At 65.5% G+C, this 24,084-nt stretch carries 30 protein-coding genes; 17 read left to right on the top strand and 13 right to left on the bottom strand.

Going from position 1 to position 24,084, the window contains the following annotated elements:
- The first annotated feature begins 364 nt into the window (after window positions 1-364).
- Both RMR04_RS07535 and RMR04_RS07530 read left to right on the top strand, forming a co-directional pair.
- Window positions 365-1,162, top strand: coding sequence for a glycosyltransferase family 2 protein (locus RMR04_RS07535; protein WP_311913884.1), 798 nt, complete (start codon window positions 365-367; stop codon window positions 1,160-1,162).
- On the top strand, window positions 1,155-1,901 hold the full coding sequence (locus RMR04_RS07530) for an SDR family oxidoreductase (protein WP_311913882.1): 747 nt from the start codon (window positions 1,155-1,157) through the stop codon (window positions 1,899-1,901). Before RMR04_RS07535 ends, RMR04_RS07530 begins: the two co-directional genes overlap by 8 nt.
- Window positions 1,902-1,995: 94 nt before the next feature.
- Here the strand turns inward: RMR04_RS07530 and RMR04_RS07525 are convergent, their stop codons facing one another.
- The 5 genes from RMR04_RS07525 to lgt all read right to left on the bottom strand — a co-directional run bounded on the left by RMR04_RS07525 (window position 1,996) and on the right by lgt (window position 6,115).
- Window positions 1,996-2,625, bottom strand: coding sequence for a 2-hydroxychromene-2-carboxylate isomerase (locus RMR04_RS07525; RefSeq protein WP_311913881.1), 630 nt, complete (start codon window positions 2,623-2,625; stop codon window positions 1,996-1,998).
- Window positions 2,626-2,897: 272 nt separating this feature from the next.
- Window positions 2,898-3,182: a hypothetical protein gene (locus RMR04_RS07520; RefSeq protein ID WP_311913880.1), complete on the bottom strand. Its 285-nt coding sequence runs from the start codon at window positions 3,180-3,182 to the stop codon at window positions 2,898-2,900.
- A 103-nt stretch (window positions 3,183-3,285) separates the two neighbouring features.
- On the bottom strand, window positions 3,286-4,050 hold the full coding sequence (gene pgeF / locus RMR04_RS07515; RefSeq protein WP_311913878.1) for a peptidoglycan editing factor PgeF: 765 nt from the start codon (window positions 4,048-4,050) through the stop codon (window positions 3,286-3,288).
- A 116-nt stretch (window positions 4,051-4,166) separates the two neighbouring features.
- Window positions 4,167-5,258, bottom strand: a complete 1,092-nt coding sequence (locus RMR04_RS07510) for a class I SAM-dependent methyltransferase (protein WP_311913877.1) — start codon at window positions 5,256-5,258, stop codon at window positions 4,167-4,169.
- Window positions 5,255-6,115 (bottom strand): prolipoprotein diacylglyceryl transferase, encoded by an 861-nt coding sequence (gene lgt, locus RMR04_RS07505; RefSeq protein WP_311913875.1) that lies wholly within the window; start codon window positions 6,113-6,115, stop codon window positions 5,255-5,257. Before lgt ends, RMR04_RS07510 begins: the two co-directional genes overlap by 4 nt.
- 146 nt (window positions 6,116-6,261) lie before the next feature.
- Between lgt and RMR04_RS07500 the strand changes: the two genes are divergently transcribed.
- Together RMR04_RS07500 and RMR04_RS07495 are read left to right on the top strand one after the other, a co-directional pair.
- On the top strand, window positions 6,262-6,501 hold the full coding sequence (locus RMR04_RS07500; protein WP_311913873.1) for a FitA-like ribbon-helix-helix domain-containing protein: 240 nt from the start codon (window positions 6,262-6,264) through the stop codon (window positions 6,499-6,501).
- Window positions 6,498-6,917 carry a type II toxin-antitoxin system VapC family toxin gene (locus tag RMR04_RS07495; RefSeq protein ID WP_311913872.1) on the top strand — a complete coding sequence of 140 codons (420 nt, stop codon included), beginning with the start codon at window positions 6,498-6,500 and terminating at the stop codon, window positions 6,915-6,917. The genes RMR04_RS07500 and RMR04_RS07495 overlap by 4 nt, the downstream gene beginning before the upstream one ends.
- Window positions 6,918-6,950: 33 nt before the next feature.
- On the opposite strand, the gene RMR04_RS07490 is transcribed toward RMR04_RS07495, so the two are convergent.
- A complete protein-coding gene (locus RMR04_RS07490; protein WP_311913871.1) occupies window positions 6,951-7,967 on the bottom strand; it encodes an NADP-dependent oxidoreductase in 1,017 nt (338 codons plus the stop codon).
- Window positions 7,968-8,128: 161 nt separating this feature from the next.
- Between RMR04_RS07490 and RMR04_RS07485 the strand changes: the two genes are divergently transcribed.
- Window positions 8,129-8,521 carry a RidA family protein gene (locus RMR04_RS07485; protein ID WP_311913870.1) on the top strand — a complete coding sequence of 131 codons (393 nt, stop codon included), beginning with the start codon at window positions 8,129-8,131 and terminating at the stop codon, window positions 8,519-8,521.
- An 88-nt stretch (window positions 8,522-8,609) separates the two neighbouring features.
- On the opposite strand, the gene RMR04_RS07480 is transcribed toward RMR04_RS07485, so the two are convergent.
- Window positions 8,610-8,939, bottom strand: coding sequence for a hypothetical protein (locus tag RMR04_RS07480; RefSeq protein WP_311913869.1), 330 nt, complete (start codon window positions 8,937-8,939; stop codon window positions 8,610-8,612).
- A gap of 227 nt (window positions 8,940-9,166) precedes the next feature.
- Here RMR04_RS07480 and uvrC point away from each other — a divergent pair, with 227 nt between their 5' ends.
- The 5 genes from uvrC (at window position 9,167) to RMR04_RS07455 (ending at window position 13,951) form a co-directional block, all read left to right on the top strand.
- Window positions 9,167-11,296, top strand: a complete 2,130-nt coding sequence (gene uvrC / locus RMR04_RS07475) for an excinuclease ABC subunit UvrC (protein WP_410492211.1) — start codon at window positions 9,167-9,169, stop codon at window positions 11,294-11,296.
- 66 nt (window positions 11,297-11,362) lie between these two features.
- On the top strand, window positions 11,363-11,974 hold the full coding sequence (pgsA, locus tag RMR04_RS07470; RefSeq protein WP_311913865.1) for a CDP-diacylglycerol--glycerol-3-phosphate 3-phosphatidyltransferase: 612 nt from the start codon (window positions 11,363-11,365) through the stop codon (window positions 11,972-11,974).
- 26 nt (window positions 11,975-12,000) lie between these two features.
- Entirely contained in the window at window positions 12,001-12,252 is a 252-nt protein-coding gene (moaD, locus tag RMR04_RS07465) for a molybdopterin converting factor subunit 1 (RefSeq protein ID WP_311915766.1), read from the top strand.
- A gap of 160 nt (window positions 12,253-12,412) precedes the next feature.
- Window positions 12,413-12,868 carry a molybdenum cofactor biosynthesis protein MoaE gene (locus tag RMR04_RS07460; RefSeq protein WP_311913863.1) on the top strand — a complete coding sequence of 152 codons (456 nt, stop codon included), beginning with the start codon at window positions 12,413-12,415 and terminating at the stop codon, window positions 12,866-12,868.
- Window positions 12,869-12,880: 12 nt separating this feature from the next.
- The gene (locus tag RMR04_RS07455) at window positions 12,881-13,951 is read left to right on the top strand and encodes a DUF1176 domain-containing protein (protein ID WP_311913861.1); all 1,071 of its coding nucleotides are present in this window, start codon (window positions 12,881-12,883) and stop codon (window positions 13,949-13,951) included.
- Between the two features lie 161 nt (window positions 13,952-14,112).
- Here RMR04_RS07455 and RMR04_RS07450 read toward each other — a convergent pair whose 3' ends face one another.
- On the bottom strand, window positions 14,113-15,000 hold the full coding sequence (locus RMR04_RS07450; RefSeq protein WP_069692769.1) for a branched-chain amino acid aminotransferase: 888 nt from the start codon (window positions 14,998-15,000) through the stop codon (window positions 14,113-14,115).
- A 190-nt stretch (window positions 15,001-15,190) separates the two neighbouring features.
- Between RMR04_RS07450 and RMR04_RS07445 the strand changes: the two genes are divergently transcribed.
- The 3 genes from RMR04_RS07445 (at window position 15,191) to RMR04_RS07435 (ending at window position 18,005) form a co-directional block, all read left to right on the top strand.
- The gene (locus RMR04_RS07445) at window positions 15,191-15,709 is read left to right on the top strand and encodes a MarR family winged helix-turn-helix transcriptional regulator (protein ID WP_410492210.1); all 519 of its coding nucleotides are present in this window, start codon (window positions 15,191-15,193) and stop codon (window positions 15,707-15,709) included.
- Window positions 15,710-15,822: 113 nt separating this feature from the next.
- A complete protein-coding gene (locus RMR04_RS07440) occupies window positions 15,823-16,551 on the top strand; it encodes a response regulator transcription factor (protein ID WP_311913857.1) in 729 nt (242 codons plus the stop codon).
- 164 nt (window positions 16,552-16,715) lie between these two features.
- On the top strand, window positions 16,716-18,005 hold the full coding sequence (locus RMR04_RS07435; RefSeq protein WP_410492254.1) for an ATP-binding protein: 1,290 nt from the start codon (window positions 16,716-16,718) through the stop codon (window positions 18,003-18,005).
- 131 nt (window positions 18,006-18,136) lie between these two features.
- On the opposite strand, the gene RMR04_RS07430 is transcribed toward RMR04_RS07435, so the two are convergent.
- Window positions 18,137-18,361, bottom strand: a complete 225-nt coding sequence (locus tag RMR04_RS07430) for a DUF1127 domain-containing protein (RefSeq protein ID WP_311913855.1) — start codon at window positions 18,359-18,361, stop codon at window positions 18,137-18,139.
- 104 nt (window positions 18,362-18,465) lie between these two features.
- Here RMR04_RS07430 and RMR04_RS07425 point away from each other — a divergent pair, with 104 nt between their 5' ends.
- Entirely contained in the window at window positions 18,466-19,389 is a 924-nt protein-coding gene (locus RMR04_RS07425; protein ID WP_311913854.1) for a transcriptional regulator GcvA, read from the top strand.
- Window positions 19,390-19,517: 128 nt separating this feature from the next.
- Window positions 19,518-20,210, top strand: a complete 693-nt coding sequence (locus tag RMR04_RS07420; protein WP_311913852.1) for an alpha/beta hydrolase — start codon at window positions 19,518-19,520, stop codon at window positions 20,208-20,210.
- A gap of 166 nt (window positions 20,211-20,376) precedes the next feature.
- Here RMR04_RS07420 and RMR04_RS07415 read toward each other — a convergent pair whose 3' ends face one another.
- Together RMR04_RS07415 and RMR04_RS07410 are read right to left on the bottom strand one after the other, a co-directional pair.
- Window positions 20,377-20,616 carry a LysR substrate-binding domain-containing protein gene (locus RMR04_RS07415; protein WP_311913850.1) on the bottom strand — a complete coding sequence of 80 codons (240 nt, stop codon included), beginning with the start codon at window positions 20,614-20,616 and terminating at the stop codon, window positions 20,377-20,379.
- Window positions 20,610-21,284: a LysR family transcriptional regulator gene (locus RMR04_RS07410; protein WP_311913849.1), complete on the bottom strand. Its 675-nt coding sequence runs from the start codon at window positions 21,282-21,284 to the stop codon at window positions 20,610-20,612. The genes RMR04_RS07415 and RMR04_RS07410 overlap by 7 nt, the downstream gene beginning before the upstream one ends.
- 98 nt (window positions 21,285-21,382) lie before the next feature.
- Between RMR04_RS07410 and RMR04_RS07405 the strand changes: the two genes are divergently transcribed.
- Together RMR04_RS07405 and RMR04_RS07400 are read left to right on the top strand one after the other, a co-directional pair.
- Window positions 21,383-22,006 (top strand): glutathione S-transferase, encoded by a 624-nt coding sequence (locus RMR04_RS07405; protein WP_311913847.1) that lies wholly within the window; start codon window positions 21,383-21,385, stop codon window positions 22,004-22,006.
- 5 nt (window positions 22,007-22,011) lie between these two features.
- Window positions 22,012-22,923 (top strand): pyridoxamine 5'-phosphate oxidase family protein, encoded by a 912-nt coding sequence (locus RMR04_RS07400; RefSeq protein WP_311913845.1) that lies wholly within the window; start codon window positions 22,012-22,014, stop codon window positions 22,921-22,923.
- A gap of 222 nt (window positions 22,924-23,145) precedes the next feature.
- Here the strand turns inward: RMR04_RS07400 and RMR04_RS07395 are convergent, their stop codons facing one another.
- Window positions 23,146-23,679, bottom strand: a complete 534-nt coding sequence (locus tag RMR04_RS07395; RefSeq protein WP_311913844.1) for a GNAT family N-acetyltransferase — start codon at window positions 23,677-23,679, stop codon at window positions 23,146-23,148.
- Between the two features lie 49 nt (window positions 23,680-23,728).
- A complete protein-coding gene (locus RMR04_RS07390) occupies window positions 23,729-24,082 on the bottom strand; it encodes a tRNA-binding protein (RefSeq protein ID WP_310148717.1) in 354 nt (117 codons plus the stop codon).
- Window positions 24,083-24,084 lie beyond the last annotated feature (2 nt).

Genomic DNA, 24,084 nt, shown 5'->3' with positions numbered 1-24,084 from the left:
TAGTCGTCGCTAGTGCCGGCTTGAGGCGCGGCGGGTGAATTCGATGAACCGTATATAAGACGATCCCGCGCCTTTGTCTGTTGCGTTGGAAGCACATCAGGCTTGCAGACCGAGGCAGAAATGCGGCACGAATGGGGATGACTACGGCAAAAGCATTAATCCAGATTAATCACTGTTAAAGCACGCTGAATAGTAAATTGAATACTAATACACTTTTGAAACGCCCCACCCTTCCAAACGCATAGCGCCGGTCTTGTCGTAAGGTTCCACTGCTCCTGGCGCAGGGCTCTCACCGACCCGCTTGCCGGTATCGGCGACGCGTGCTTAAGCCGGAAACGACCAATCACAGAATGAGATACCGCGGGTGCCGCCTCTTTCGATTTTCATCATCACGCGCGACGAGGCCGATCGCATCGCACGGACAATTGAGGCTGTTCGCGCGCTGAGCGACGACATCCTCGTGGTCGATTCCGGCTCGACAGACGGCACCCAGGCCATCGCCGAAGGCCTCGGCGCGCGCGTCGTCTTTAATCCCTGGCCGGGTTACGGCCCGCAGAAGCGCTTCGCCGAGGATCTCTGCCGCCATGATTGGCTGCTCAATCTCGATGCCGACGAAGTCGTGCCGGCCGATCTCGCGACCGAGATCGCGGAGCTCTTCAGCCAGGGCCAGCCCGCCGCCGACGCCTATAAGCTGCGCATCGCTGAGATCTTCCCCGGCGAGCCCGCGCCGCATCGCTTCGCTTACGCGCTTTCGCCGGTGCGGCTCTACCGCAAGGCGAAGGGCCGCTATTCGCCCTCACCGGTCCATGACCGCGTCGATCTTGCGCCGGATGCCCGCGTCGCGCGGCTGAAGGGCACGGTGCATCACTATTCCGTCCGGTCGCTCGGCGAGCAGATGGACAAGCTCAACGGCTATAGCGACGCGCAGGCCGACGATCTCGACCGGCGCAACGCGACCTTGTCCGTGTTCCGGCTCGTCGCAGAATTTCCCGCCAACTTCATCAAGGCCTATATCGGCCGTCGCCATGCGCTGCGCGGCGTCTACGGCTTCATGACGGCGATGAACTACGCCTTCTATCGTTATCTCCGCGTCGCCAAGCATTGGGAGCGGCGGCTGCAACGTCGCGCCTCAACGAAACCCGCGGATGGCCGCGATGGCTGAGGTCGCACTGGTCACCGGGGGCGCGAAGCGGATCGGCCGCGCCATCGTCGAGCGCCTGGCGGAGGCGGGCTATGTCGTCGCGATCCATTGCAGCAGCGCACGCGAGGAGGCGGACGCGCTGGCCGCCAGCCTGGTGGCACAAGGCGTCCAGGCCTGTGTGATTCCCGCCGACCTTGCCGATCCCGTTGCTGTCGAAGCGATTCTGCCAGCGGTAGAGGCGGTGCTCGGCCCGGTCACCCTGCTCGTCAACAACGCATCAAGCTTCCTGCTCGACGATGTCCGCACCATCGACGTGCCGACCTGGAACCGGCAGTTCTCGATCAATCTGCGCGCGCCTTCGGTGCTCGCCGGCGCAATGGCCAACCGCCTGCCCGCCGGGACCGATGGCGCGATCATCAACATCATCGACCAGCGCGTCTGGAAACTGACGCCGCAATATTACTCCTACACCCTGAGCAAAGCCGCCCTGCTGACGGCGACGCAGACCATGGCTCAGGCGCTGGCGCCGCATATCCGCGTCAACGCCGTCGGCCCCGGCCCGACCCTGCCCAATTCGCATGATGGCGCCGCGCTGATGGAAGCGGAGATCGCCGGAACCCTGCTCCGGCACAAGGTCGACGCGGCGGAGATCGCCGAGGCCGTGCTCTACCTCGCCCGGGCACGCTCGGTGACCGGACAGATGATCGCGGTCGACGCCGGCCAGCATCTCGGCTGGCGTACGCCCGATATCGTCAGCTGAGCATCCGCCCGCGCGCCGCTAGGGCACGCGCCGATCAGGTTGCGATGCAACCTGATCGGACAACGCGTTCTCTATCACATAATGAGAGACGGATTCAGACCTGCGCATCGTCGCGATAGGCCGCGCGCTGGCTACTCAAGGCATCGTCCAGCAATTCGAGGCGGTCCTGCCCCCAAAACACCTCGCCATCCAGCACATAGCTCGGCGCGCCGAAGACGCCAGCGGTGATGGCGCTGTTGATCGTCGCCGCATAGATCTGAAGCACGGCCTCGCTGTCGGCGGTCTCAAGCAGAGCGGCACCATTGAAGCCCGCCGCATCGGCGATACCGGCGATCAGATCCCGCTGCGACAAATCCTCATCCCGCGCCCAGACGCCGGCGAGCACCTCTCCCACGAAAACGGAAGGATCGCCCCCCGCTTCCCGAATCGCGATCACGACCCGGTCCGCCAGCGAGACGTCGAATGGGAAATGCTGCGGATAGAGCACCAGCGGCAGCTCGCGCTTTTCGCGCCAGCGCTGGAGTTCGAGGATGCGATAGCGCTGGCGCACCGGATGACGCTTCGGCAAAGGCAGGCCGCCGGTCTCGTCGAAAACCATGCGCAGCGGCGTCGGCCTGTACACGACCGTGCAGCCATGCCGCCGCGCCATCGCGACGAAAGCGGAGTGACCGAGATAGGTCCAGGGCGAGAGCAGCGTGAAATAATAATCGATGGAGCGGGGCATGCTTGTCTCAACTCGTTGGAGGCAAACGAAGCTACGATCCTTCGGTACGACGAAACAAGGGCGCGCCCAATCGAGAGGCTGTTATGGACTCTGGGAGCGCGCCCTTGCTGCGTTAGAGCGTTTTCGAGCGAAGTGGCTACCGGTTCGCGTGAAGAAAACGCGTAAAAAGAGCAATTTCCGATCCAATCGGATCGGAAATTGCTCTCGTGTCGGATAAAATCAGCCTCGTATCTTTCCAGCGGCAGCCCGCCAGACCAGCCGCCGCAGGCGGCTCAGGCCGCCTTGTTCTTCACTGCGCCGATGATGGCGGTCAGGATGGCGCCGCCGGCGCCGCCGGCGATCAGGTTGGTGACGATGCTGCCCACGCTGAAGCTGCCGCCTTGCACCGCCGTTGCGAGGGCTGGCAGGACGAGCGGAATGATCTGGCCGAGGACGCCGCCGCCGACGAGGCCGGAGATGGTATTGCCCAATGTGCCGAGATCGAAGGTCGGAGTGGCCTTGCCCGCTGCGTTTCCGCCGATGGCTCCGGCGACGAGGTTCATCAAGATCTGTTCCATGTTCCCCCCAAGATGCCACCCCACGTGGCACGGGAACGATGACTCCGTCCGCGAATCTATGCAACTCCTGATCGAAACAAGGGAAAATACTCGCCCTTACCGGTCAATCGAGCGTGATCGCCGAAATCAACCGGCCATAATCCGCCTCCGAGCGGTGAGTCGTGCGGCGATAGCTGAAGAAGCGCTGCTCGTCGCTATAGGTGCAAAGGCCGAGATCGACGAAGCGGCCGATGCCGGCTTCCTGCGCCCGAAGCCCGATGAAGGCGGGCAGATCGAACATGGCGTGGGCCGGCCGCTCCGAGGCCGCGAAGAAGCGCGCATAGGTCGGATTCATGGCCTTGAAGCGCTCGACGAATTCGGGACCGACCTCATAGGCCTTGGCGCTGATCGTCGGGCCAAGCACGGCCAGGATGCGCTCGCGCCTTGCCCCGAGCTTCTCCATCGCCGTCACCGTCGCGGCGACGACGCCGGTGAAGGCGCCCTTCCAGCCGGAATGCGCCGCGCCGATGACGCGCGCCTCGCTATCGGCGAAGAGGATCGGCCCGCAATCGGCGCTCGACACCCCGAGCGCAACGCCATGGGCCGCGCTCACCATCGCGTCCGCCTTGGGTTTTTCGCCCGGCCAGGGACCGGTCACGACCTCAACATCGGCCGAATGCACCTGGTAGAGGCTGACCAGATGATCGGGCGCGACCTTGAGATGGGCCGCCATGCGCGCCCGGTTCTCGACGATGGCCGCAGGCTCGTCCGACGAGCCCAGACCGCCATTCAGCGACGCGAAGATCCCGGTCGAGACGCCACCCTCGCGGGTGAAGAAGGCGTGGCGGATGCCGGTTTCATTGGCGAGATCGGGGGAGGTGATGAACATCGTCGGATCCGGTTGCATCTGCTGGAGCCGGATGATTTTGGATGGAACCACAGAGTGATCCCATCCAAAATCTGAATCCGTCTCTCATCGAAGAGTGAGCTCTAGGGCAGCGGGCTTCAGGCCTGCTCTGGCAGCCGATGAAGGTCAAATCCGGGCAGCGGCGGCAGGTTCCGATGCGATAGCGCCAAAACCTTGAATAATTCGCCCATGCCGGTCGCGCCCTGTTCGGTGAGACGGTCGAAAGCGGCAGAGATCGCCGCCCCCTGGTCGCGGCTGGCCTTGTGCGACAGCGCCTGCGCGCGCGCGCCCAAGCCCAGCGCCAGCAGGAAATCACGCTGGGTCGCAGGACCATGCGCCGCTGCGCCCGACGACAGGCCGGCCTGCGCCACACGCGCAAAATCGACATGGACGGTAAGATCGGCCTCGCCCGGCTCGCTGAGCGGCGGCGTGAAGGCGTGGCTCTTCATCGCCTGGAGCGTGTCGCCAAAGCCGGACCGGATTGAGCCATAATCGATCAGCAGCGCCACCCCGCCTGCCTCGGCAAGATGACGGGCAAGCACTGCGACGATATCGAGCGCCGCAAGCGGCTGCTCGAGAAACGCGCCCTGCGGCGCAGCCGGCGACGGCCCGGCGTCGACCGTCGACAGGCCAAAGCCCAGTTCGCCCGCTGCATCGAGCCCGACCAGACGCTCGCGCCAGCCCTGCGGCGTCATCACGAACTGGTCGAGCGGCAGTGCGTCGAGGAATTCATTGGCGAGGACGAGCACCGGGCCATCCAGCGCCGTCGCGATGCCGTCATGCCAGACCGGTGCGGCCAATCCTGCCAGTGTTCGCGCCTGCACTTCGCGCAACGCCGGGCTGGTCTCGACGAGGTGGACAGAGGCAGCCTCGCGAAAGCCGGGAACGATTTTCGTCGCGCGCAGGACGTCGGCCATCAGCGTGCCGCGCCCCGGCCCGAGCTCGATCAATCGCAGCGAGGCCGGCGCGCCCATCGCTTGCCAGACATGCGCCGCCCAGAGCCCGATCAGCTCGCCGAACATCTGGCTGATCTCGGGCGCGGTCGTGAAATCACCCTGCGCGCCGAAGGGATCGCGCTTCATATAGTAGCCATGGCTGGGGTGGCCGAGGCAGAGCGCCATGTAGCGCGAGACGCTGATCGGTCCCTCCTCACGGATCAGGCCGGCAAGCTCGGCCTTGAGCGCACTCACGCGCTAGAGCCGGCTGACGTCTGATGGGCGCGCCTCGCCCGCAGCACCAGCGCGAGTCCGGCGAGGAAGAGCGGCAGCGAGAGCAGCATGCCCATGGTGACGCCGCCACTCAGCGCGTCGACATTGCCGCCGAACAGGAAGCCGAGCTGCGGATCGGGCTCGCGGAAGAACTCGCAGACGATGCGCGCAACCGCATAGCCCATGCCGAAGACGCCAGCGACCAGCCCCGGCCGCTTCAAGCCGCCAAGCCTCACGACCAGCGCGAGCAGGATAAACAGCAGCAGGCCCTCCGCAAAAGCCTCGTAGAGCTGGCTCGGATGGCGCGGCAGCGGCCCGGCATTGGGGAAGACCATGCCCCAGGGCAGCCCGGGCGCCGGCCGCCCCCAAAGCTCGGCATTGATGAAATTGGCGATGCGGCCGAGGAACAAACCGATCGGCACGACGGCGGAGGCGAGATCGAACATCGCCAGCACCGGATAGCCGCGCCGTTTCGCAAACAGCCACAGGCCGGTCGCCGCTCCAAGCAGTCCGCCATGGAAGGACATGCCGCCCTGCCAGATCGCGATGATGTCCTGCGGGCGGGAGAGATAGCGCTGCAGATCGTAGAACAACACGAAGCCGAGCCGCCCACCGAGCACGACACCGAGCGCCACGAACAATATCATGTCGTCGAGCTCTTCCGCCTTCGGCCGCGACCTCCCGGCCCAAAGCGGATCAGCCGAGACCAGCCGGCGCGAATACCACCAGCCGCCGAGCAGACCCGCGACATAGGCGAGCCCGTACCACTTCACCGTAAGCGGGCCGATCGACAGCGCAACCGGGTCGATCACCGGGAAGGGAATGGCGAAGACGGGCATGGGCAAAGGGTCCGGTGGACGGGCGGATGTTGATGGCCATCTGAATGAGGCAGGGTCAAGGGGGCCGCGCCCAGGATAGTGGGATCGACAATGCAATCATTGATGATATAATGATAGCATTGATATTATCGGAAAGGATGCTGACAATGCCATCCGTCACCGTTCGCCAGCTCTCTGCGGAAACCCACCGGGCGCTGAAACTGCGGGCGGCTCGTCACGGCCGCAGCACAGAAGCGGAGATTCGGCTCATTCTCGATGCCGCGGTCAGTTCGCCCGCCCCCGTCAAGCTCGGCTCGTTACTCGCCGAGATCGGCCAGGAGATTGGCGGTTTCGAAACGGATGGCCTTCGAGACAGATCGATCTCCGAGCCGATGCGCTTCGAATGATCTTGCTCGACACCAACGTCGTCTCCGAGCCGCTCAAGGCAAACCCAGACCCAGCAGTGCTGCGCTGGCTCGATGCGCAGGCCATCGAAACGCTCTGCCTGTCGGCAATCGGGCTCGCGGAGCTTCTGTTCGGGATTGCTGCGCTTCCCGCCGGACGGCGCAGGAGCCAGCTTCAGACACGGTTGGAGCGGGACGTATTGCCTCTGTTCGAGGGCCGCATTCTGGCTTTCGACATCTCAGCCGCAAGCGCCTACGCATCCCTGCGCGCAAAGGCGCGCGCGAACGGCAAGGCGATCGCCACCGTCGATGGCTACATCGCGGCGATCGCGGCAGCTCACAGTTTGACCGTTGCAACGCGCGACACCACCCGCTTCGAAGCGGCTGGCGTGCCTGTAGTCAATCCGTGGACGATATGAAGGTCGCTTGAGAGATGTCCCGTCGGGCGGCTCTCAAATTTTGACGATCAGCTTGCCGAAATTCTGACCCTCGAGCAGGCCGATGAAGGCCTCGGGCGCATTGGCCAGCCCCTCGACGATGTCCTCCTTGTATTTCAACGCGCCGTCAGCGATCCAGCGCGGCATCTCCTGTTCGAAAGCCGGGCGCTGCGCGACGAATTCGCGCTGGATGAAGCCACGGATCGTCAGGCTTTTGGACAGCACCTGGCGCATGACGACCGGCAGCCGGTCGGGTCCTTCGAAATCGCCCTCGCTGTTGTACTGGGCGACAAGGCCGCAGACCGGGATCCGGGCAAACGTATTCAGTAACGGAAAGATCGCGTCCCAGACCTTGCCGCCGACATTCTCAAAATAGACGTCGACGCCACCGGGACAGGCCGCCGCCAGTTGCGCCGCAAAATCGGGAGCGCTGTGATCGATGACAGCATCGAAGCCGAAGGTCTCGCGGATGAAGGCGCATTTCCTCTCGCCGCCGGCGATGCCCACGGCGCGAGCGCCCTTGATCCGGGCGATCTGGCCGACGGCAGAGCCGACCGGCCCGCTCGCCGCCGCCACGACCACGGTCTCGCCCGGCTTGGGCTGGCCGATCGTCAAAAGGCCGGCATAGGCGGTGAAACCCGGCATGCCGAGCACACCCAGCGCTGTCGTAACAGGCGCCACAGTGGGATCGAGCTTGCGCAGATGAGGGCCGCCAGCCACCGCATGGGACTGCCAGCCGGAATGGGAGAGCACGATATCGCTGGGCTTGAAGTCGGGATGGCGGCTCTCCAGCACCTCCGCGACCGTGCCGCCTTCCATGACCTGGCCGATCTCGACGGACGCGGCGTAGGATTTCGCAGCGCTCATCCGCCCGCGCATATAGGGGTCGAGCGAGAGATAGAGGATACGCAACAGCACTTGTCCGTCAGCCGGCGTAGGAATCGCGGCGTGCTCAAGCCGGAAATCGCTCGGGCGCGGCCGGCCGGTGGGGCGGGAGGCCAGAACGATGCGCTGGTTGTCCTCTGCGGTCATGATCGATCTCCCATCCTTCGGCGCAGGCCGTAGCGTTCGGCGTCGCAACGACGCCGGTTTCCTCTAAGCTCTGCACAACAGCGCCGGAACGCAAGATACCCCGGAACGCAAGAATTCCCCGAACGCAAGACACCCCCGAAAGCAAGGCTCGGAGCCGCCCCATGAAACGAGAAATCATCCGCGTCGAACCGTTCTCGAGCTGGGGCGAGCGCCTGAAGGTGCCGGTCTCGACACTGGTCCGCCATGGCGACACGCTCTATCTCTCCGGCATTCCGCCCTTCGATCCGGCGACCGGCGAGATCCTCCAGGCCTCGGTCGAACGCCAGACCGAGATCGTCCTGGACCAGATGAAACTCTGTCTCGAAACCGCCGGCTCGTCGCTGGAGAATGTGCTGAAATGCAATGTCTATTGCACCTCAGTCGAACAGTTCGCGGCCGTGAACGCGGTCTATGCGCGCTACTTTCCCAAGGACCCGCCAGCCCGCATCTTTCTCTGCGTGCCGGCCTGGTTCGGGCCGTTCGACATCGAGATCGACTGCATCGCCGCAGTGTGAGCGCGCCGTTGGATCTGTCTGCTTGCTGAAGCCTGTCGCCTGGATTTGGCCGCCCGCATGGGCGAGGCGGCCATTCGTTCTTCAACGCTCAGCGATAGCCGAGCGCCGCGAACTGCTCCTTGAACCACCAGAAGCCGGCCGCGGTCGCCACCGCGATGAGCACGAACATGAACCAGCCGGTCGCGGTCAGGTTCTGACGTGAAGCGTCGGCATATTTGAGCCTCTCCCCGAACAGGACGAAACCCAGTCCGCAGATGATGCAAAGCGGCACGATCGCGAAGATCTTGAGGAAATACCGCACTTCCGGCACGCCCTGCCGAGCTTCCTGAAGCGGCCCCAGGACGAAGTACCAGCCCAGGCCCAGCCCGAGTGCGATGAGGACAAGGCCACCCAGCCGCGCCTTGAGATCTTGCCACATGAGCTGAGCTTTCCGTTCTGTCTCGAAGCTGAGGAATCGACCGGCCTTATATCGGCCAATGACGACGGAGAGGATCGCCCCATGCTTCTTTGGCGCTCCGAGCCTGGGAACCAGCCCGGAATCGACTTTTGGGACAGGCGATGCCTCAATGCAATCTCTCGAAGGGTCGGCCGCCGAAATCGAGAATCGCACGCTCCTGACATGACGAAACCCGCATCACGTCCTACATGCGTGGCATGAATCGCGAACGTCCAGACGACCTGCCGGATGCCGAGATGGAGGATGAGGAGGAAAGCCTCCCGCTTCCCGCGCCTGCGGCTGATCTCACAGAGGCAACTCCCGGCGCGCTAAAGCACGGCATCGAGGTGATCGCCGGCTTCGCCAGGCATCTGCCGGGCAAGCCCGGCGTCTACCGCATGTTCGATCGTGCCGGCGAGGTGCTCTATGTCGGCAAGGCCAAGAACCTGAAGAACCGGGTCACGGCCTATGCCCGCGGCATGGCCCACACCAACGCCGTCGCGCGCATGATCGCCGAGACGGCGAATATGGAGTTCGTCACCACCGGCACCGAAGCCGAGGCACTGCTGCTCGAATCCAACCTGATCAAGCAATTGCGGCCGCGCTACAATGTGCTGCTGCGTGACGACAAGTCGTTCCCCTATATCCTGCTCAGCGGCGACCACGAGGCGCCGCAGATCGCCAAGCATCGCGGCTCGCGCCAGCGCAAGGGCGATTATTTCGGCCCCTTCGCCTCGGTCTGGGCGGTGACGCGCACCATCGATGCGCTCCAGAAAGCCTTCCTGCTGCGCTCCTGCACCGACTCATTCTACGAGAACCGCACCCGACCCTGCCTGCTTTTCCAGATCAAGCGCTGCTCCGGACCCTGCACTGGGGAGATCTCGATCCCCGACTATCAGGGCCTCGCCAGCCAGGCCCGCGATTTCCTGTCGGGGCGCTCATCGACCGTGAAGCAGACCTTGTCCGCCCGCATGCAGGAGGCTGCCGAGGAGCTCGAATTCGAGAAGGCGGCGCGCTATCGCGACCGGCTCGCGGCGCTCTCGGCCGTGCAGGCCGGGCAGGACATCAACACGCAAGATGTCGAAGAGGCGGACGTCTTCGCCATCGACGAGCAGGCTGGGCAGTTCTGCGTCGAGATCTTCTTCTTCCGCAACCACCAGAACTGGGGCAATCGGGCGCTGTTTCCGCGCGCCGACAAGAGCCTGACCCCGGCGGAGGTCCTGGCCTCCGTGGTCAGCCAGTTCTACGACGACAAGCCGCCGCCGCGCCTCGTGCTGCTCTCCCACCCTGTCGAGGAGATCGAGCTGATCGCCCAGGCGCTCTCGACCCGCGCCAACCGCAAGGTCGAGGTCGCCGCACCCAAGCGCGGCGAGAAATACGATCTCGTCGCCCACGCCCAGAAGAATGCCCGCGAGGCGCTCTCCCGCAAGCTCGCCGACAATGCCGGCCAGCAATCGCTGCTGGCGGCGCTGGGCGCCGCCTTCGGCATCGAGAAGCCCCCGCGCCGCGTCGAGGTCTACGACAACTCGCACATCATGGGCACTAATGCGGTCGGCGGCATGATCGTCGCCGGCAAGGACGGCTTCATGAAGAGCCATTACCGCACCTTCAACATCTCGGCCGACACCATCGCGGGCGACGATTTCGGCATGATGCGCGAGGTGCTGCAGCGGCGGTTCGCGCGGTTGGCGAAGGAAGCGGGTACGAATCCGACAACCTCGACCGACTCTCCTCCCCCTGGTGGGGAGGAGCTGGAGGTGGAGGGCGTACCGCTTGGCGAGGGCTCACCAAGCGGTACGCCCCCCATCCCTCTCCTTTCCCCACAAGGGGGAAGGGAAGCGCCCCAACAAGCGGCGCGGGAGGATGAGGCCGACGACATCGCCTTCCCCTCCCGCCCCGATCTCGTCATCGTCGACGGCGGCAAGGGGCAGTTCGAAGCGGCGCGGAAAATCATGGCCGAGCTCGGCGCAACCGACATTCCGCTCGTCGCCATCGCCAAGGGCGCCGACCGCAACGCCATGCGCGAGACCTTCTTCATGGCCGGCCGCGAGCCCTTCAAGCTGCCGCCGCGCGATCCCGCGCTCTATTTCATCCAGCGGCTGCGCGACGAGGCGCACCGTTTCGCCATCGGCACCCACAGGGCCAAGCGCAAGCGCGACACGATGACGAACCCGCTCGACGAGATTCCCGGCATCGGCCCCTCGCGCAAACGCGCGCTTTTGCTGCATTTCGGCACGGTGAAGGCGATCCAGCGCGCCAAGCTCGACGACCTGATGCGCACCCCCGGCGTCAACGCCGCCACCGCGAAGGCCGTGCATGAATTCTTTCATGATGCTTGAACGTATTTGCGACCTCGCATCCTTGCGTGTTGACGCTGTCACAACCGCACTGCTTTGGTGGTGCCCGTGACGATTCTTCCAGAAGCCATAAGGCGGCGGGGCCCCTGGTCGCTGCCAAACCTCCTGACCTACGGCCGGATCCTGGCGATTCCGGCGCTGGTCGGCCTGCTGTTCTGGCCCAAGGACGACTGGGTCCGCTGGATCGCACTCGCCGTTTATGTGCTGGCAGCCGTCACCGACTATCTCGACGGCTGGATCGCACGCGCCTGGAGCCAGCAATCGGCGATCGGCCGCATGCTCGATCCCATCGCCGACAAGCTGCTCGTCTGCGCCCTGCTCCTGATGCTGGTCCATACCGAGACGATCAAGGGCTGGGCGATCTGGGCCGCGATCGTCATTCTCTGCCGCGAGATCCTGGTCTCGGGCCTGCGCGAATTCCTGGCGGAGCTGAAAGTCAGCGTGCCCGTCAGCAGGGTCGCGAAATGGAAGACCGCAACGCAATTGCTGGCGCTCGGCTTCCTCGTCGCCGGCCCCGCGGGCGACACGGTGCTGCCTCACAATACGCAGATCGGCATCGTCATGCTCTGGATCGCGGCCGGACTGACGATCTATACCGGCTGGGATTATTTCAACGCCGGCATCCGCCACCTCGTCGAGGAAGATACGCGCACGCCATGACGCAAGCGCCAACCCAGGCTCGCACTGTGAAGCTGGTCTATTTCGCCTGGGTTCGCGAGCGCATTGGTGTCTCCGAGGAGACCGTCGCGCCGCCTGCCGGTACGGAGACGATCGCCGATCTGGTGCGCTGGCTGAAGACCCGCGACGAGGGCTACGAGGCCGCTTTCGAGAACGAGGCGATCGTGCGCGCCGCGATCGACCACCACCACGTCAAGCCGAATGCGGTGATCACTGGCGCCAGCGAAATCGCCTTCTTCCCGCCGATGACGGGGGGATGATGGTGCGCGCCGCCCCATTGTCATTCCGGGGCGCGTCGAAGGCGCGAACCCGGAACCCACGACCGGGTGAGCCTCTGTCGATGCGCAATCCAATCCACTACGCCCAGTCATGGGTTCCGGGTTCCGCGCTGCGCGCGGCCCCGGAATGACAGGTGGAGCCATGACGCCCGTCATCCGCATCCAGCGCGAGGATTTCGATCTCTCGGCCGAGATCGCGGCGCTCACGGCCGGCCGCAGCGATATCGGCGCCGTCGTCAGCTTCGCCGGGCTCTGCCGCGACGAGGGCGGGCGACTGAAGGCGCTCGAGCTGGAGCATTATCCCGGCATGGCTGAGGCCGAGATCGCCCGCGTCGCCGAGGAGGCGGCGGGGCGCTGGCCGCTCCGGGGCCTCGTTGCGATCCATCGCCACGGGCTGGTCGCGCCGGGCGAGCAGATCGTGCTGGTGATTGCGGCCTCCGCCCATCGCCGCGCCGCTTTTGAGGCGGCCGAGTTCCTGATGGATTATCTCAAGACCCGCGCACCATTCTGGAAACGCGAGCATCTGGTCGACGGCACGGTCGGCGGCTGGGTCGAGGCCAAGGCGGAAGACGACACCGCAGCGCAACGCTGGGACTAGGATATGGTTCGGTTGGGACATTCTTTGGCTGGAGGGCTGGCTCTCGCTCTGCTGCTGTCAGGCGCTGCCTGGGCCGCCGACCCGGCGAGCAAAACATTCCGCGACTGGGTTGCCGGTTGCGACAACGTCAAGAGCTGCACGGCCTTGTCCCTGCCGGGTGAGGCAGAGGAACAGATTGCCTTCCTCAAGCTCGAACGGCCGGCCGGGCCGGATGGCACCGCAAACCTCGCGATCAAGGTCCGGAGCGAAAAGCTGAAAGCCCCGCTGGCGGCCGATCTCGCGATCGACGGCGCGCCCTTCCCCGCGGCCGGAAAGCGCCTCACAGCCGCGATAGTCGACGAAGAGAACGCGACGATCGCGCTCTCGCCCATGGAAACCGAGGCGCTGATCTCGGCTGCGCGCAAAGGCGCCAAGCTCACAGTGAGGCTCTCCGGCAAGAGCTATGGCGTCTCGCTCGCCGGCTCAGTCGCCGCGATGCTCTGGATCGACGAGCAGCAGGGAAGGCTCAACACCACTTCAGCGCTGGTCCGCAAAGGTCCAGGCACGGCCATCCCGGCCGCGCCGGCGCTGCCCGTCATCACGGCGAAGGGATCGGCTCTGCCCGCCATCCCGCCCAAGGCGGCGAAGGCGCTGACCGTGGCGCTGCGCAAGCAGCTGAAGCAGCTCGATCCCGACGCCTGCGAGGACAATCCCGAGGATGTAGACGATACCGAGAACGCCTGGCCGCTGGATGCAGCGACACGGCTCGTCGGCCTGCTCTGCTCGCGTGGCGCCTATAATCTCTCGACGGGCTTCTGGATCGTGCCGGGCATGGATGTCGCCAAGGCGCGCAAGGCCGTGTTTCCGCAGCTCGACGGCGGCAAGGACAATCTCCTCGTCAACGCCGCGTTCGACCCCGCCAGCGGGCAGGTCAGCTTCTTCAGCAAGGGCCGGGGCATAGGCGATTGCGGCGCCAGCGGCAGCTATGCCTGGACCGGGTCAAGCTTCGTGCTGGCCACGTTCCAGGCGATGGACGAATGCAAGGGTCTGATCGGCGACGACTGGATCACGCTGTTTCGCAGCGAAGTGAAGGTCGCCAAGTAGATCGGCTGCATGCCGGTGGGGCCAAGCGGCATTGTCGAGCCAACCCCGTCATCGTCCGGCTTGTCCCGACCATCCACGTCTTCCGTCTTCGAAGTCCGCGTTCAAGACGTGGATGCCCGCCACAAGGCGGGCATGACGGTCGTGCTTGAGGCTTGCAGCCTTTACGCCGCCTTGGACTGCGGCCTGACCGCGGCAGAATAATCCTCCATGATCACCTTGCCCATATTGCCGGTGATGAAGGAGTAAGGCCCGATCTCGGAGACCAGCGTCACCTCGGCAGCCGAGCCGGTGATGAAGCACTCGTTGAAGCTCTCCAGCTCTTCCGGGCGGATGCGGCGCTCGACCACCTCGAAGCCGCGCTTCTTGCACTGCTCGATCACCGACTGGCGGGTCAGGCCGTTGAGGAAGCGGTCGGCCAGCGGGGTGTGGACCACGCCGTCCTTGATGAAGAAGATGTTGGCGCCGGTGCATTCGGCGACATTGCCTTCCCAATCCAGCATCATCGCATCGGCATAGCCGGCACGCTCGGCCTTATGTTTCGACAGCGAGCAGATCATGTAGAGGCCCGCCGCCTTTGCATGGACCGGGGCGCAGGCCGGATCGGGCCGGCGATAGGTCGCCACGTCGAGGCGCACGCCCTTCAGCTTCTGCGCCATGTCGAACATGCTCGGCCACTCCCAGACCGCGATCGCGGTATGGATCGTGTTGTTCATGCCGGACACCGCCATCATCTCCGAGCCGCGCCAGGCGACCGGACGGATATAGGCGTCCTTCAGCCCGTTTTCCTTCAGGCAGAGATATTTGGCAGCGTCGAGCTCGGCGACCGAATAAGGGATCGTGAAATCCATGATCTCGGCCGATTTGTGGAAGCGCTGCGAATGCTCGGTGCCCTTGTAGATGACGCCGTCATAGGAGCGTTCGCCCTCGAACACGCAGGAGCCGTAATGCAGCCCATGGGTCAGTACGTGCACCTTGGCATCCTTCCACGGCACGAGCTTGCCGTCGAACCAGATGACGCCGTCGCGCTGGTCGAAAGGAATGACTGACATGGGGTGCTCCTCTTGCACATCCGATTTTGAACGTCCGGTTCGACCAAACACCGCCACAACGGCGCAAAGCGCGCAAGTCCGGACCGAAAAATGCGCGACAGCGGCCTATTGCGACATATTCCGTCGCCGTGCACGCTTGACCGGTAATCTTACGTCTGAGATATGTCAACATCACTGACGTATAGCGGAGATGCTTCTGGTGACGGACACGCATGCTCGACCGATCGACCCGGCCAAAGCCCCGGCAATGACCGAAGAGGTGCCCTTCGATCTGATCGAATTGCTGTTCTTCGCCTATCGCGATTTCGTCGGCGATCCCGACCGCATCCTGTCCGAATACGGCTTCGGACGGGCCCATCATCGCGTACTGCATTTCGTTCTGCGCCGGCCGGGCCTCACGATCGCCGAACTGCTCGACATCCTCCAGATCACCAAGCAGAGCCTGAACCGTGTCCTCAAGGAGCTGGTCGAGACCGGCTATGTCGAGCAGCGCACCGGCGTCCAGGACAAGCGCCAGCGCCATCTCCACAGCACGCCGGCGGGCGAGAAACTCGCACTCAGCCTGGTGCAATTGCAGGCCAAGCGCATCAACGCCGCACTCGACGGCGTCGGTCCCGAGGCTGCCCCAATCGTCGCACGCTATCTCGCGGGGTTGATCGACGCGTCGGAACGCCACAAAGTGCTGGGATTCCTCGCCAAGCCTCGATGAGCGAGGGGGCCGCGGGCCAGCAACACGCCAGCGTCACCATGGCGTGCCAGAAGGATGGCCTGACCGGCATGCCGGGCGCCGTTCCGGCCCGAAAACAAGGATGTGAACAGCCGATGGCCGCCGCCAGCGCGCGACAACCGCTCCCCGACGAAGCGCCCCATATCCTCGTGGTCGATGACGACCGCCGCCTGCGCGATTTGCTGGGCCGCTTCCTCGGCGACAATGGTTACCGCATCACCACCGCGGCCAGCGCCGCGGAAGCCGATACGCGGCTGACCAGCTTCGTCTTCGACGCCATCGTGCTCGACATCATGATGCCGGGCGAGAACGGTTTCGATTTCGCCAAGCGCTTCCGCTCCGATTCCGCCATCCCGATCCTGATGCTGACCGCTCGCGCCGACAGCAAGGACCGCATCAACGGGTTAGAACTCGGCGTCGACGACTACCTCGCCAAGCCCTTCGAGCCGCGTGAATTGCTGCTGCGGCTCGGCAACATCCTCAAGCGCAGCATCGTCGTCGATGCCGCGCAATCCGCGACGCGCCCGGATTTCGTCCGCTTCGGCCCCTTCGTCTACGGGCTGGCGCGCGGCGATCTGCACAAGGGCGAGGAGATGATCCGCCTGACCGAGCGCGAGCGCGAAATCCTGACCGCACTGGCCGAGCGCGCCGGCGAGGTCGTGCCGCGCGAGCAGCTCGCCGCCCAGGGCAGCGCCGCCAATGACCGCACCGTCGACGTGCAGATGAACCGTCTGCGCCGCAAGGTCGAGCGCGACCCCGCCGATCCGCTTTATCTGCAAACCGTGCGCGGCGTCGGCTATCGTCTCGTAACGGATCGCGCGTGACACCCGTGCAGCCCGCCGATCGCCGGTCGCGCCTGACCCGGGCGGCAGGGCTGGGCCTGAACCGGGCGCTGGCGGCGTGGGCGCGCTGGCGCGCCAGCCTGCGCAGCACGCTGAAACCGATCCTGAAGGCCGCCGGCCGGCCGCTGCACGGCGTCGCGCGCTACATGCCCAAGGGGCTTTATCCGCGCGCGCTGGTCATCGTCATCGCACCGGTCGTTCTGCTGCAATCCGTCATCGCCTATGTCTTCATGGAGCGGCATTGGCAGACCGTGACGCAGCGCCTGTCCTCGGCCGTCTCAGCCGACATCGCCATGTTGATCGACGTCTATGAGAGCTATCCGCAGGACGCCGACACCACGATCCTGTCACGTATCGCAGCCGACAGGCTCGGCATGGATGTCGATATCCTGCCCGATTCCGATCTGCCGGCGCCGGGCCCGCGGCCCTTCTTCTCGCTGCTCGACAACGCGCTCTCGACCGAGCTCAGCCAGCAGGTGGCGCGGCCGTTCTGGCTCGACACGGTCGGCCGCTCCAGTCTGATCGAGATCAGGATCAAGCTCGGCAAGAATGTGATGCGCGTGCTGACGCGGCGCAACTCGGCCTATGCCTCGAACAGCCACATCTTCCTGCTCTGGATGCTCGGCACCTCGCTGATCCTGCTGACGATCGCGGTCTTGTTCCTGCGCAACCAGATCCGGCCGATCCTCAAGCTGGCCGATGCGGCGGAGGCCTTCGGCAAGGGCCGTGACGCCGAGTTTCGCCCGCGCGGCGCGCGCGAGGTCCGCCGCGCCGGCAACGCCTTCATCGAGATGAAGCGCCGCGTCGAACGCTCCATCGGCGAGCGCACGACGATGCTGAACGGCGTCAGCCACGACCTGCGCACCATCCTGACCCGCTTCAAGCTCTCGCTCGCACTTCTTGAGCGCTCGACCGAAATCGACGCCTTGGAGAAGGATGTCGATGAAATGAGCCGCATGCTTGAGGACTATCTCGCCTTCGCGCGCGGCGACGCCGGCGAAGCGGCGGTCGAAACCGACATCCGCGCTCTGCTTGAGGAGTTGAAATTCGACGCCGAAAGGCAGGGCCACCAGACCGAGCTCGAGGTCGTCGGCGACCCGCTCGTCGTGATCCGGCCCGACGCCTTTCGCCGCCTGCTGACCAACCTCGTCTCCAACGCCGCCCGCTTCGGCGACCGCATCGCCATCCGCGCTACGCATGACGCGCGCTACCTGATCGTGATGGTCGAGGATGACGGCCCAGGCATCGCGCCCGAGCAGCGCGAGGAGGTTTTCCGCCCCTTCTTCCGGCTGGACGAGGCCCGCAATGTCGACAGCGGCGGTACGGGGCTCGGCCTCGCCATCGCCCGCGACATCGCCCGCGCCCATGGCGGCGACATCATCCTGGCGGATTCGGGTCTGGGCGGATTGCGGGCGACGGTACGGCTGCCCGTCTGACCAGAGGCTGTTAGGGCGCTATGCGCCCCGGCAGATCATCTCCGGAAGCCTGTCAGCAAACGCAAGATCGTCCCGACGGCAGCCGGGACGATCTGTTATTCTTGTATGTCTCGCGGTAGCCGGGCCCGCGGCTACCGGCGGCGCCAGAACGCCCAGCGGGCCGTCTCGTTCACCCGCTCCACATCGCTGCGCGACAGCGCGATGTCCGAGAGCGCGAAATCGTCCATGCGGTAGAGCGCTCGCGCGCTGGCCCGCGCCGTGAGCCAATCCTCTATGCGCAGGAACAGGCCGGAAAGCCCGTGCGTGATGCGGTGTGTGGCGAAGGCAAGATTTTCTGTGGCGATCATGGCCGGCATGGCGGCCTCCTGTGATAGATTTCCCGCCCGTAAATTGGGGGTTGTGGAGCCTGTAAGCAAATGAGAAGTTCTTCGCCCCAGCCCAAGCAAAACTTGGCCATGCGATGACCCGCCGCCAACTCCCGCCCCTCACTTCCTTGCGCGCCTTCGAGGCCGCAGCACGACACCTCAACTATGAGCGGGCAGGCGACGAGCTCGCCGTCACCGCCAGCGCAGTCGGCCAGCAGGTGAAGGCGCTTGAAGCCTGGCTCCGGCGGCCTCTGTTTGTCAGGCTGCCGAGCAAGGGCATCGCGCTGACGGGGATCGGACAGCGCTATGCCGCCTCGATCTCACAATTACTCGACCAGCTCGACGAGGCCACGGCGCGGGCGCTGCGGCCCGATGCGTCGAACGTCCTGACGGTCAGCACCATGCCAAGCTTCGCCCTGAGCTGGCTGATCCCGCGACTCGGCACGCTCAAGCAGCGCCATCCCGAGCTCGAGGTTCGCATCTCGGTTTCGCTCCACCTGACCGACTTCGCGCGCGAGGACGTCGATGTGGCGGTCCGCTACGGGCCCGGGGGCTACCAGGGCCTGCACTCGGAACTGCTGATGGCGGAGAGTTTCTTTCCCGTCTGCAACGCGGCGCTGCTCAACGATCCGGACCGCCCGCTGCGACAGCCCTCGGATCTGCGCCACCACATCTTGCTGCACGAGCATGCGGAGGGCATCCCGGACTACGTCACCTGGCCAAAATGGCTCGCCTTCGCCGGTGTCGACGACATCGACGCGACACACGGCCCGCGCTTCTCGCACACCTTCCTCGCCTTGCAGGCGGCAGCCTCCGGCCAGGGCATCGCGCTGGCGACGAGCGCCCTGATCGGCGACTATCTCGACGCCGGGCGCCTTATTCGCCCGTTTCCGCAACAGTTGCAGAGCTCCTTCCAGTATTATGTGGTCTGCCCCGAGGCCTCCGCGGAGCGGCCCGCAATCGCCGCGTTCCGCGGCTGGATCCGCGAAGAGGCCGCCAAGCACGCCGATTTGCGCTGATCACTGCGGGCAGCCAGTCGACCACGGCTAACGCTTCGAATGGCAGTAGCGTCCGGCCTCACCTCGTCGCATCATGGCTTCCGGTGAGCGAACCACAGCTTCCCGATCGGGGACAGGGGGAACGGATGATGGCGACGACGAAGATGCTCCTGCTCTCGGCGCTGCTGCTAGCGCTGCCCTGCACCGCTTCGGCCGAAGAGGTTGTCGAACTCGGCGGCGGCCTGTTCGGCGGCGGACGAGCCTTGCTCAACAAGCCCGCCGGCAAGGCCAGGGCCGGGCTTATCCTGCTGACCGGCGGCGACGGCTATGTCGGCATAAGCAGCGGCGGCGATGTCGCCCGGCAAGGCAACTGGATCGTGCGCATGCGCGGCGCCTATGCCCGCAGCGGCATTGCCAGCATTCTCGTCGATGGCGACGCCGACCCGAGCAAGGCGGTCGAGCTGATGCGCAGCATCGCGCCGCGCGTCATCGTCGTCGCGATGAGCCGGGGCTCGCTCAAGGTTCCAGGCCTGCTCGCGTCGCGGCCCGACGGTGTCGTCTTCGTCTCGTCGATGCTCGATGATGTCCGCGCCACGCTGGGCGATCCCGCGCGCCTGCCGCCGACGCTGGTCGTGCATCATCGCCAGGATAGCTGCCGATTGACGCTGGCGGACTCAGTCGCGCCCTTCCAGAGCTGGGCCGGCAACCGCGCCAGGACGGTCTGGATCGATGGCGGCACCTCGACGGGCGATCCTTGCCAGGCGCGCGCCTATCACGGCTTCATCGGCCGCGAAGGCGCCGTCGTCTCCGCGATCACGGGTTTTGCGGGATCGCTGCGTTAGAGCGTTTTCGAGCGCAGTGGATACCGTTTCCCCCGCGCAAACGCGAAGCGTTTGCGCGGGGGAAACGCGTCAAAACAAAAAGCTAGAGCAGGATGCGAAAAAGCGGGCACCGGTTTTTCGCATTGATCCTGCTCTCACTTTTAGATGAGAGCCGGAGGTCGCGGCGTCAATGGCCGTGCTCCGGCCGGATGACGCTCAAATGCAGCAGGCGGGAAGCCGCGAAATCAATGAAGGCGCGCACCTTCGGCGCCAGGCGCTGGCCGCTCGGCACCACGAGCTGGACCGGTGACGGCGGCGGCTCGAATTCCGGTAGCAGACGAACGAGCACGCCGGCCGCCAGATCGTCGGCCGGCTGATAGGACAGCAACCGCGCCAGGCCACGCCCGGCGCGCGCCGCGATCAGCACCGCCTCGACCTCGTTGATGATGAGGCGCGGCGTGATCGCGATGCGCGAGGACCGCCCCCTCCCCCAAAACGCCAGACCAGATCGCTGCCGGCGCCGACACTGGCGATGATGTCGTGCCCTGCGATGTCGGCAAGACGCTTGGGCGGGGGTCGGCGTTGCAGGTAGCTTGGCGCCGCCACCAGCACGCGCCTGACCTCGCCGACCTTGCGCACGACCAATCGCGAGTTGGGCAGCGCCCCGATCCGGAGCGCGACGTGCAGATCCTCCTCGATCAGATCGAGATTGCGATCGGCCAGCACGAGCTCGACCCGCACCTCGGGATGCAGATCCAGGAATTCCGCCACCAGCGGCGTCACATGCCGCCGCCCGAAGGCAAGCGGCGCGGTCACGCGCAACAAGCCGCGAACCGGCGCCGACGCCACGCCGCCCAACGCGCCCTCGTAATCCGCCAGCATGCGCCGCGCCGCGACCGCCAGCTCCTGCCCGGCCTCCGTCGGCGTGAGCTGGCGGGTGGTGCGAGCGATCAGCCTGGCGCCGGCACGCTCCTCGAGCCCGGCAAGCGCGCGCGTCACGGCCGGACGCGAGCGGCGTAAGCGCCGCGCCGCCTCCGCAAGACTGCCGGCATCGATGATGGCGACGAAGATCGCAAGCTCGTCGAGACGATCCACGGATTGTTCCAGTTTGTGAAATTCTGAAGTCAATGGATAGCGGATTTTCGCCTGAAGCCGAAACGATCACATTCGGGCCGTTCTTCAGCGAGGTTCCGATGACACACCCCCGGATCGTTCTCCACGGCACACCGCTCTCCGGCCATGCCCATCGCGTCGAGTTGCTACTGCTGGCGCTCGGCCTGCCCTTTGAGCTTGCCGCCGCACCCGCCGACATCCGCCGCGGCGACGCCTTCCGCAAGCTGAACTCGCTGCAGCAGATCCCGGTGCTGCAGGATGGCACGCTGACGCTCTGCGACAGCAACGCGATCATGGTCTATCTCGCCAAGCGCTATGGCGCGGGCAGCCAATGGCTGCCGGAGGAACCGGTCGCGGCGGCGCAAGTGCAGCGTTGGCTCTCAATCGCCGCGGGCGAGGTCATGCATGGGCCGGGCAGTGCCCGCCTGATCGCGCAATTCGGCGTGGTCGACGACCCCGCGCGCGCCGGCCGGATCGCCAGCAAGCTGCTCGGCTTCATGGAGGAGCACCTGACTGGGCGCGATTTCCTTGCCGCCGATCACCCGACGCTCGCCGACCTCGCCTGCTTTTCTTATGTCGCGCATGCACCGGAGGGCGGCATATCGCTGGCGCCCTATCCGGCCTTGCGGGGCTGGATTGCCCGGATCGAGGCGCTGCCCTTCTTCAAGGCGATGCCCGCCTCGCCCTTGCCCAAGGCGAGTTGAGCGCCATGGACGGCACGCCCTTCCATCCAGGTGAGCTTGAGGCGCAGGCCCTCGCCGGAGCGGGTTCTCGCGGTGCCGGCATCCGCGACCTGATGCCGGAACAGCACCGCATCTTCTTCGGGCAGCTGCCGCTGCTCTTCGCCGCGCTTGGCGACGAAACGGGCCATCCGATCGCAACCGTGCTGAGCGGCGAGCCCGGCTTCATCCGCAGCCCGGCACCGACGACGCTCTCGATCCGCGCCCTCCCCGCTTTGGATGATCCCGCCGCCCTTCACCTCAAGCCGGGCCAGCCGATCGGTCTGCTCGGCCTCGAATTCCCGACGCGCCGGCGCAACCGCGCCAACGGCCTGATCACGGCGCGCGATCCCGGCGGCTTCTCGGTCGCGGTGAGGCAGAGCTTCGGCAACTGCGCCAAATACATCCAGGCCCGGACGCCGCAAGCGGTCGAGCATGCGGCAGGCGGCTCGACCGAGATCATCTCGCAGCTCGATGACGCGGCGCGCGCCCTGATCCGCCGTTCAGACACCTTCTTCGTCGCCAGCACGAGCGAGGTTCGCAAGCTTGGCGGCCTCGACATCTCGCATCGCGGTGGCAGGCCGGGCTTCGTCGGCATCGATGGCGAGGTGCTGAGCGTGCCGGATTTCGCCGGCAACAATTACTTCAACACGCTCGGCAATCTGCTGCGCGATCCCCGCGCCTCGCTGCTCTTCATCGATTTCGAGAACGGCGCGATGCTGCAGCTTCAGGGCCGCGTCGAGATCGTCTGGTCGGGGCTCGAGGTCACGCGGTTGACCGGCGCCGAGCGGATCTGGCGCCTGCATGTCACCAGTGGCTGGCGGCGTCACGCCGCGCTGCCGCTGCATTGGTCGCCGCCTGAACCGGCCGCGACCACGCTTGGGACCGGCATCTGGGCTTAGAGCGCGCTGGCTTTGCTCGGGACCGCAGCCGTCATTCCGGGGCTTCGCGTCAGCGAAGAGCCCGGAACCCAGAACCGATACGGGTTTTCGATAACGCGCTCGTATGGCGAGCCTCAACGATCAAGCGCATCGGTTCTGGGCTCCGGGCTCAGGCCTGCGGCCTGCCCCGGAATGACGGCGTGGTTCAGGTGAGCATCGCCAGACTAGACGTCATCGCCCGCTTCAATCCGCCTGCGGATACCGCGCCAATTGCTGCGTCGGTGCACCGTCGAGCATGATCTCGCGCTCGAAGATGAAGCCGGATTTCTCGAGCACGCGGCGCGAGGCCGGATTGGCCGGACGCACCAGCCCAATGACACGGCCGGCCCGCAGCGGGCCGAACGCGACCGCCAGAGCCTCCGCCACGAACTCTGAGGCAAAGCCCTGCCCCCAGGAAGCGGGGTCAAGGTGGTATGACAGGTTCAGGCTGTCGACGCCCGGCTTCACCGTCAGACCGCCGAAGCCGATCGGCGTTCCCGATTGCTCGATCGCCCAACGCCCGAAGCCATGCTGCCGCCAATGCGCGATGTCGCGGGCCAGACGCTCGGCGCTGGCCGCGGGCGTGTCGGGAGCCGGATGCGGGCGATGCGCCACAAGCTCGGGCCGCTGGAAGAGCGCGACCACGAAATCGAGATCGTCAGGCCGCGGGATACGCAGCACGAGGCGGCTGGACCGGCGGGAGGCCACGGCCTCATGCTGCTGCGAATGCTCCGACATGTGACTTTCAAGCAAGATCGCGCCTTTCCTGCAGAACCGCGCTGCAGGCTCAATATAGCCGCCCGCCATCCGGCACGGCCAGGGTCGGCGCGAGCAGCACGACCTCGCCATCGGCGTCCGGCACGCCGAGCGTCAGGACCTCGGACATGAACTTGCCGATCTGGCGCGGCGGGAAGTTCACCACCGCGAGGACCTGCCGGCCGGGCAGATCCTCCGGTCGGTAATGCTTGGTGATCTGGGCCGAAGATTTCTTCAGCCCGATCGTGCCGCCGAAATCGATCACGAGCTTGATCGCCGGCTTGCGTGCCTCGGGATAGGGCGCGGCTTCGACGATCGTGCCGACACGAATGTCGACCTTGAGGAAATCGTCGAAGCCGATCGTGGCGGCGGGTTCCGAAGAGATGC

This window comes from Bosea sp. 685 (assembly GCF_031884435.1).
Taxonomy (GTDB): Bacteria; Pseudomonadota; Alphaproteobacteria; order Rhizobiales; family Beijerinckiaceae; genus Allobosea.
The sequence above is the reverse complement of the archived record's forward strand: the minus strand, read 5'-3'. Positions and strand labels throughout refer to the sequence as shown.

What these genes read in the sequence shown, in the direction of transcription:
- RMR04_RS07530 (WP_311913882.1), top strand. Translation starts at nt 1,155, where the DNA reads ATGGCTGAGGTCGCACTGGTCACCGGGGGCGCGAAGCGGATCGGCCGC.
- RMR04_RS07525 (WP_311913881.1), bottom strand. Translation starts at nt 2,625, where the DNA reads ATGCCCCGCTCCATCGATTATTATTTCACGCTGCTCTCGCCCTGGACC.
- RMR04_RS07520 (WP_311913880.1), bottom strand. Translation starts at nt 3,182, where the DNA reads ATGGAACAGATCTTGATGAACCTCGTCGCCGGAGCCATCGGCGGAAAC.
- pgeF (WP_311913878.1), bottom strand. Translation starts at nt 4,050, where the DNA reads ATGTTCATCACCTCCCCCGATCTCGCCAATGAAACCGGCATCCGCCAC.
- lgt (WP_311913875.1), bottom strand. Translation starts at nt 6,115, where the DNA reads ATGCCCGTCTTCGCCATTCCCTTCCCGGTGATCGACCCGGTTGCGCTG.
- RMR04_RS07500 (WP_311913873.1), top strand. Translation starts at nt 6,262, where the DNA reads ATGCCATCCGTCACCGTTCGCCAGCTCTCTGCGGAAACCCACCGGGCG.
- RMR04_RS07495 (WP_311913872.1), top strand. Translation starts at nt 6,498, where the DNA reads ATGATCTTGCTCGACACCAACGTCGTCTCCGAGCCGCTCAAGGCAAAC.
- RMR04_RS07490 (WP_311913871.1), bottom strand. Translation starts at nt 7,967, where the DNA reads ATGACCGCAGAGGACAACCAGCGCATCGTTCTGGCCTCCCGCCCCACC.
- RMR04_RS07485 (WP_311913870.1), top strand. Translation starts at nt 8,129, where the DNA reads ATGAAACGAGAAATCATCCGCGTCGAACCGTTCTCGAGCTGGGGCGAG.
- RMR04_RS07480 (WP_311913869.1), bottom strand. Translation starts at nt 8,939, where the DNA reads ATGTGGCAAGATCTCAAGGCGCGGCTGGGTGGCCTTGTCCTCATCGCA.
- uvrC (WP_410492211.1), top strand. Translation starts at nt 9,167, where the DNA reads ATGCGTGGCATGAATCGCGAACGTCCAGACGACCTGCCGGATGCCGAG.
- RMR04_RS07460 (WP_311913863.1), top strand. Translation starts at nt 12,413, where the DNA reads ATGACGCCCGTCATCCGCATCCAGCGCGAGGATTTCGATCTCTCGGCC.
- RMR04_RS07450 (WP_069692769.1), bottom strand. Translation starts at nt 15,000, where the DNA reads ATGTCAGTCATTCCTTTCGACCAGCGCGACGGCGTCATCTGGTTCGAC.
- RMR04_RS07445 (WP_410492210.1), top strand. Translation starts at nt 15,191, where the DNA reads ATGCTTCTGGTGACGGACACGCATGCTCGACCGATCGACCCGGCCAAA.
- RMR04_RS07440 (WP_311913857.1), top strand. Translation starts at nt 15,823, where the DNA reads ATGGCCGCCGCCAGCGCGCGACAACCGCTCCCCGACGAAGCGCCCCAT.
- RMR04_RS07435 (WP_410492254.1), top strand. Translation starts at nt 16,716, where the DNA reads ATGCCCAAGGGGCTTTATCCGCGCGCGCTGGTCATCGTCATCGCACCG.
- RMR04_RS07430 (WP_311913855.1), bottom strand. Translation starts at nt 18,361, where the DNA reads ATGCCGGCCATGATCGCCACAGAAAATCTTGCCTTCGCCACACACCGC.
- RMR04_RS07425 (WP_311913854.1), top strand. Translation starts at nt 18,466, where the DNA reads ATGACCCGCCGCCAACTCCCGCCCCTCACTTCCTTGCGCGCCTTCGAG.
- RMR04_RS07420 (WP_311913852.1), top strand. Translation starts at nt 19,518, where the DNA reads ATGGCGACGACGAAGATGCTCCTGCTCTCGGCGCTGCTGCTAGCGCTG.
- RMR04_RS07405 (WP_311913847.1), top strand. Translation starts at nt 21,383, where the DNA reads ATGACACACCCCCGGATCGTTCTCCACGGCACACCGCTCTCCGGCCAT.
- RMR04_RS07400 (WP_311913845.1), top strand. Translation starts at nt 22,012, where the DNA reads ATGGACGGCACGCCCTTCCATCCAGGTGAGCTTGAGGCGCAGGCCCTC.
- RMR04_RS07395 (WP_311913844.1), bottom strand. Translation starts at nt 23,679, where the DNA reads ATGTCGGAGCATTCGCAGCAGCATGAGGCCGTGGCCTCCCGCCGGTCC.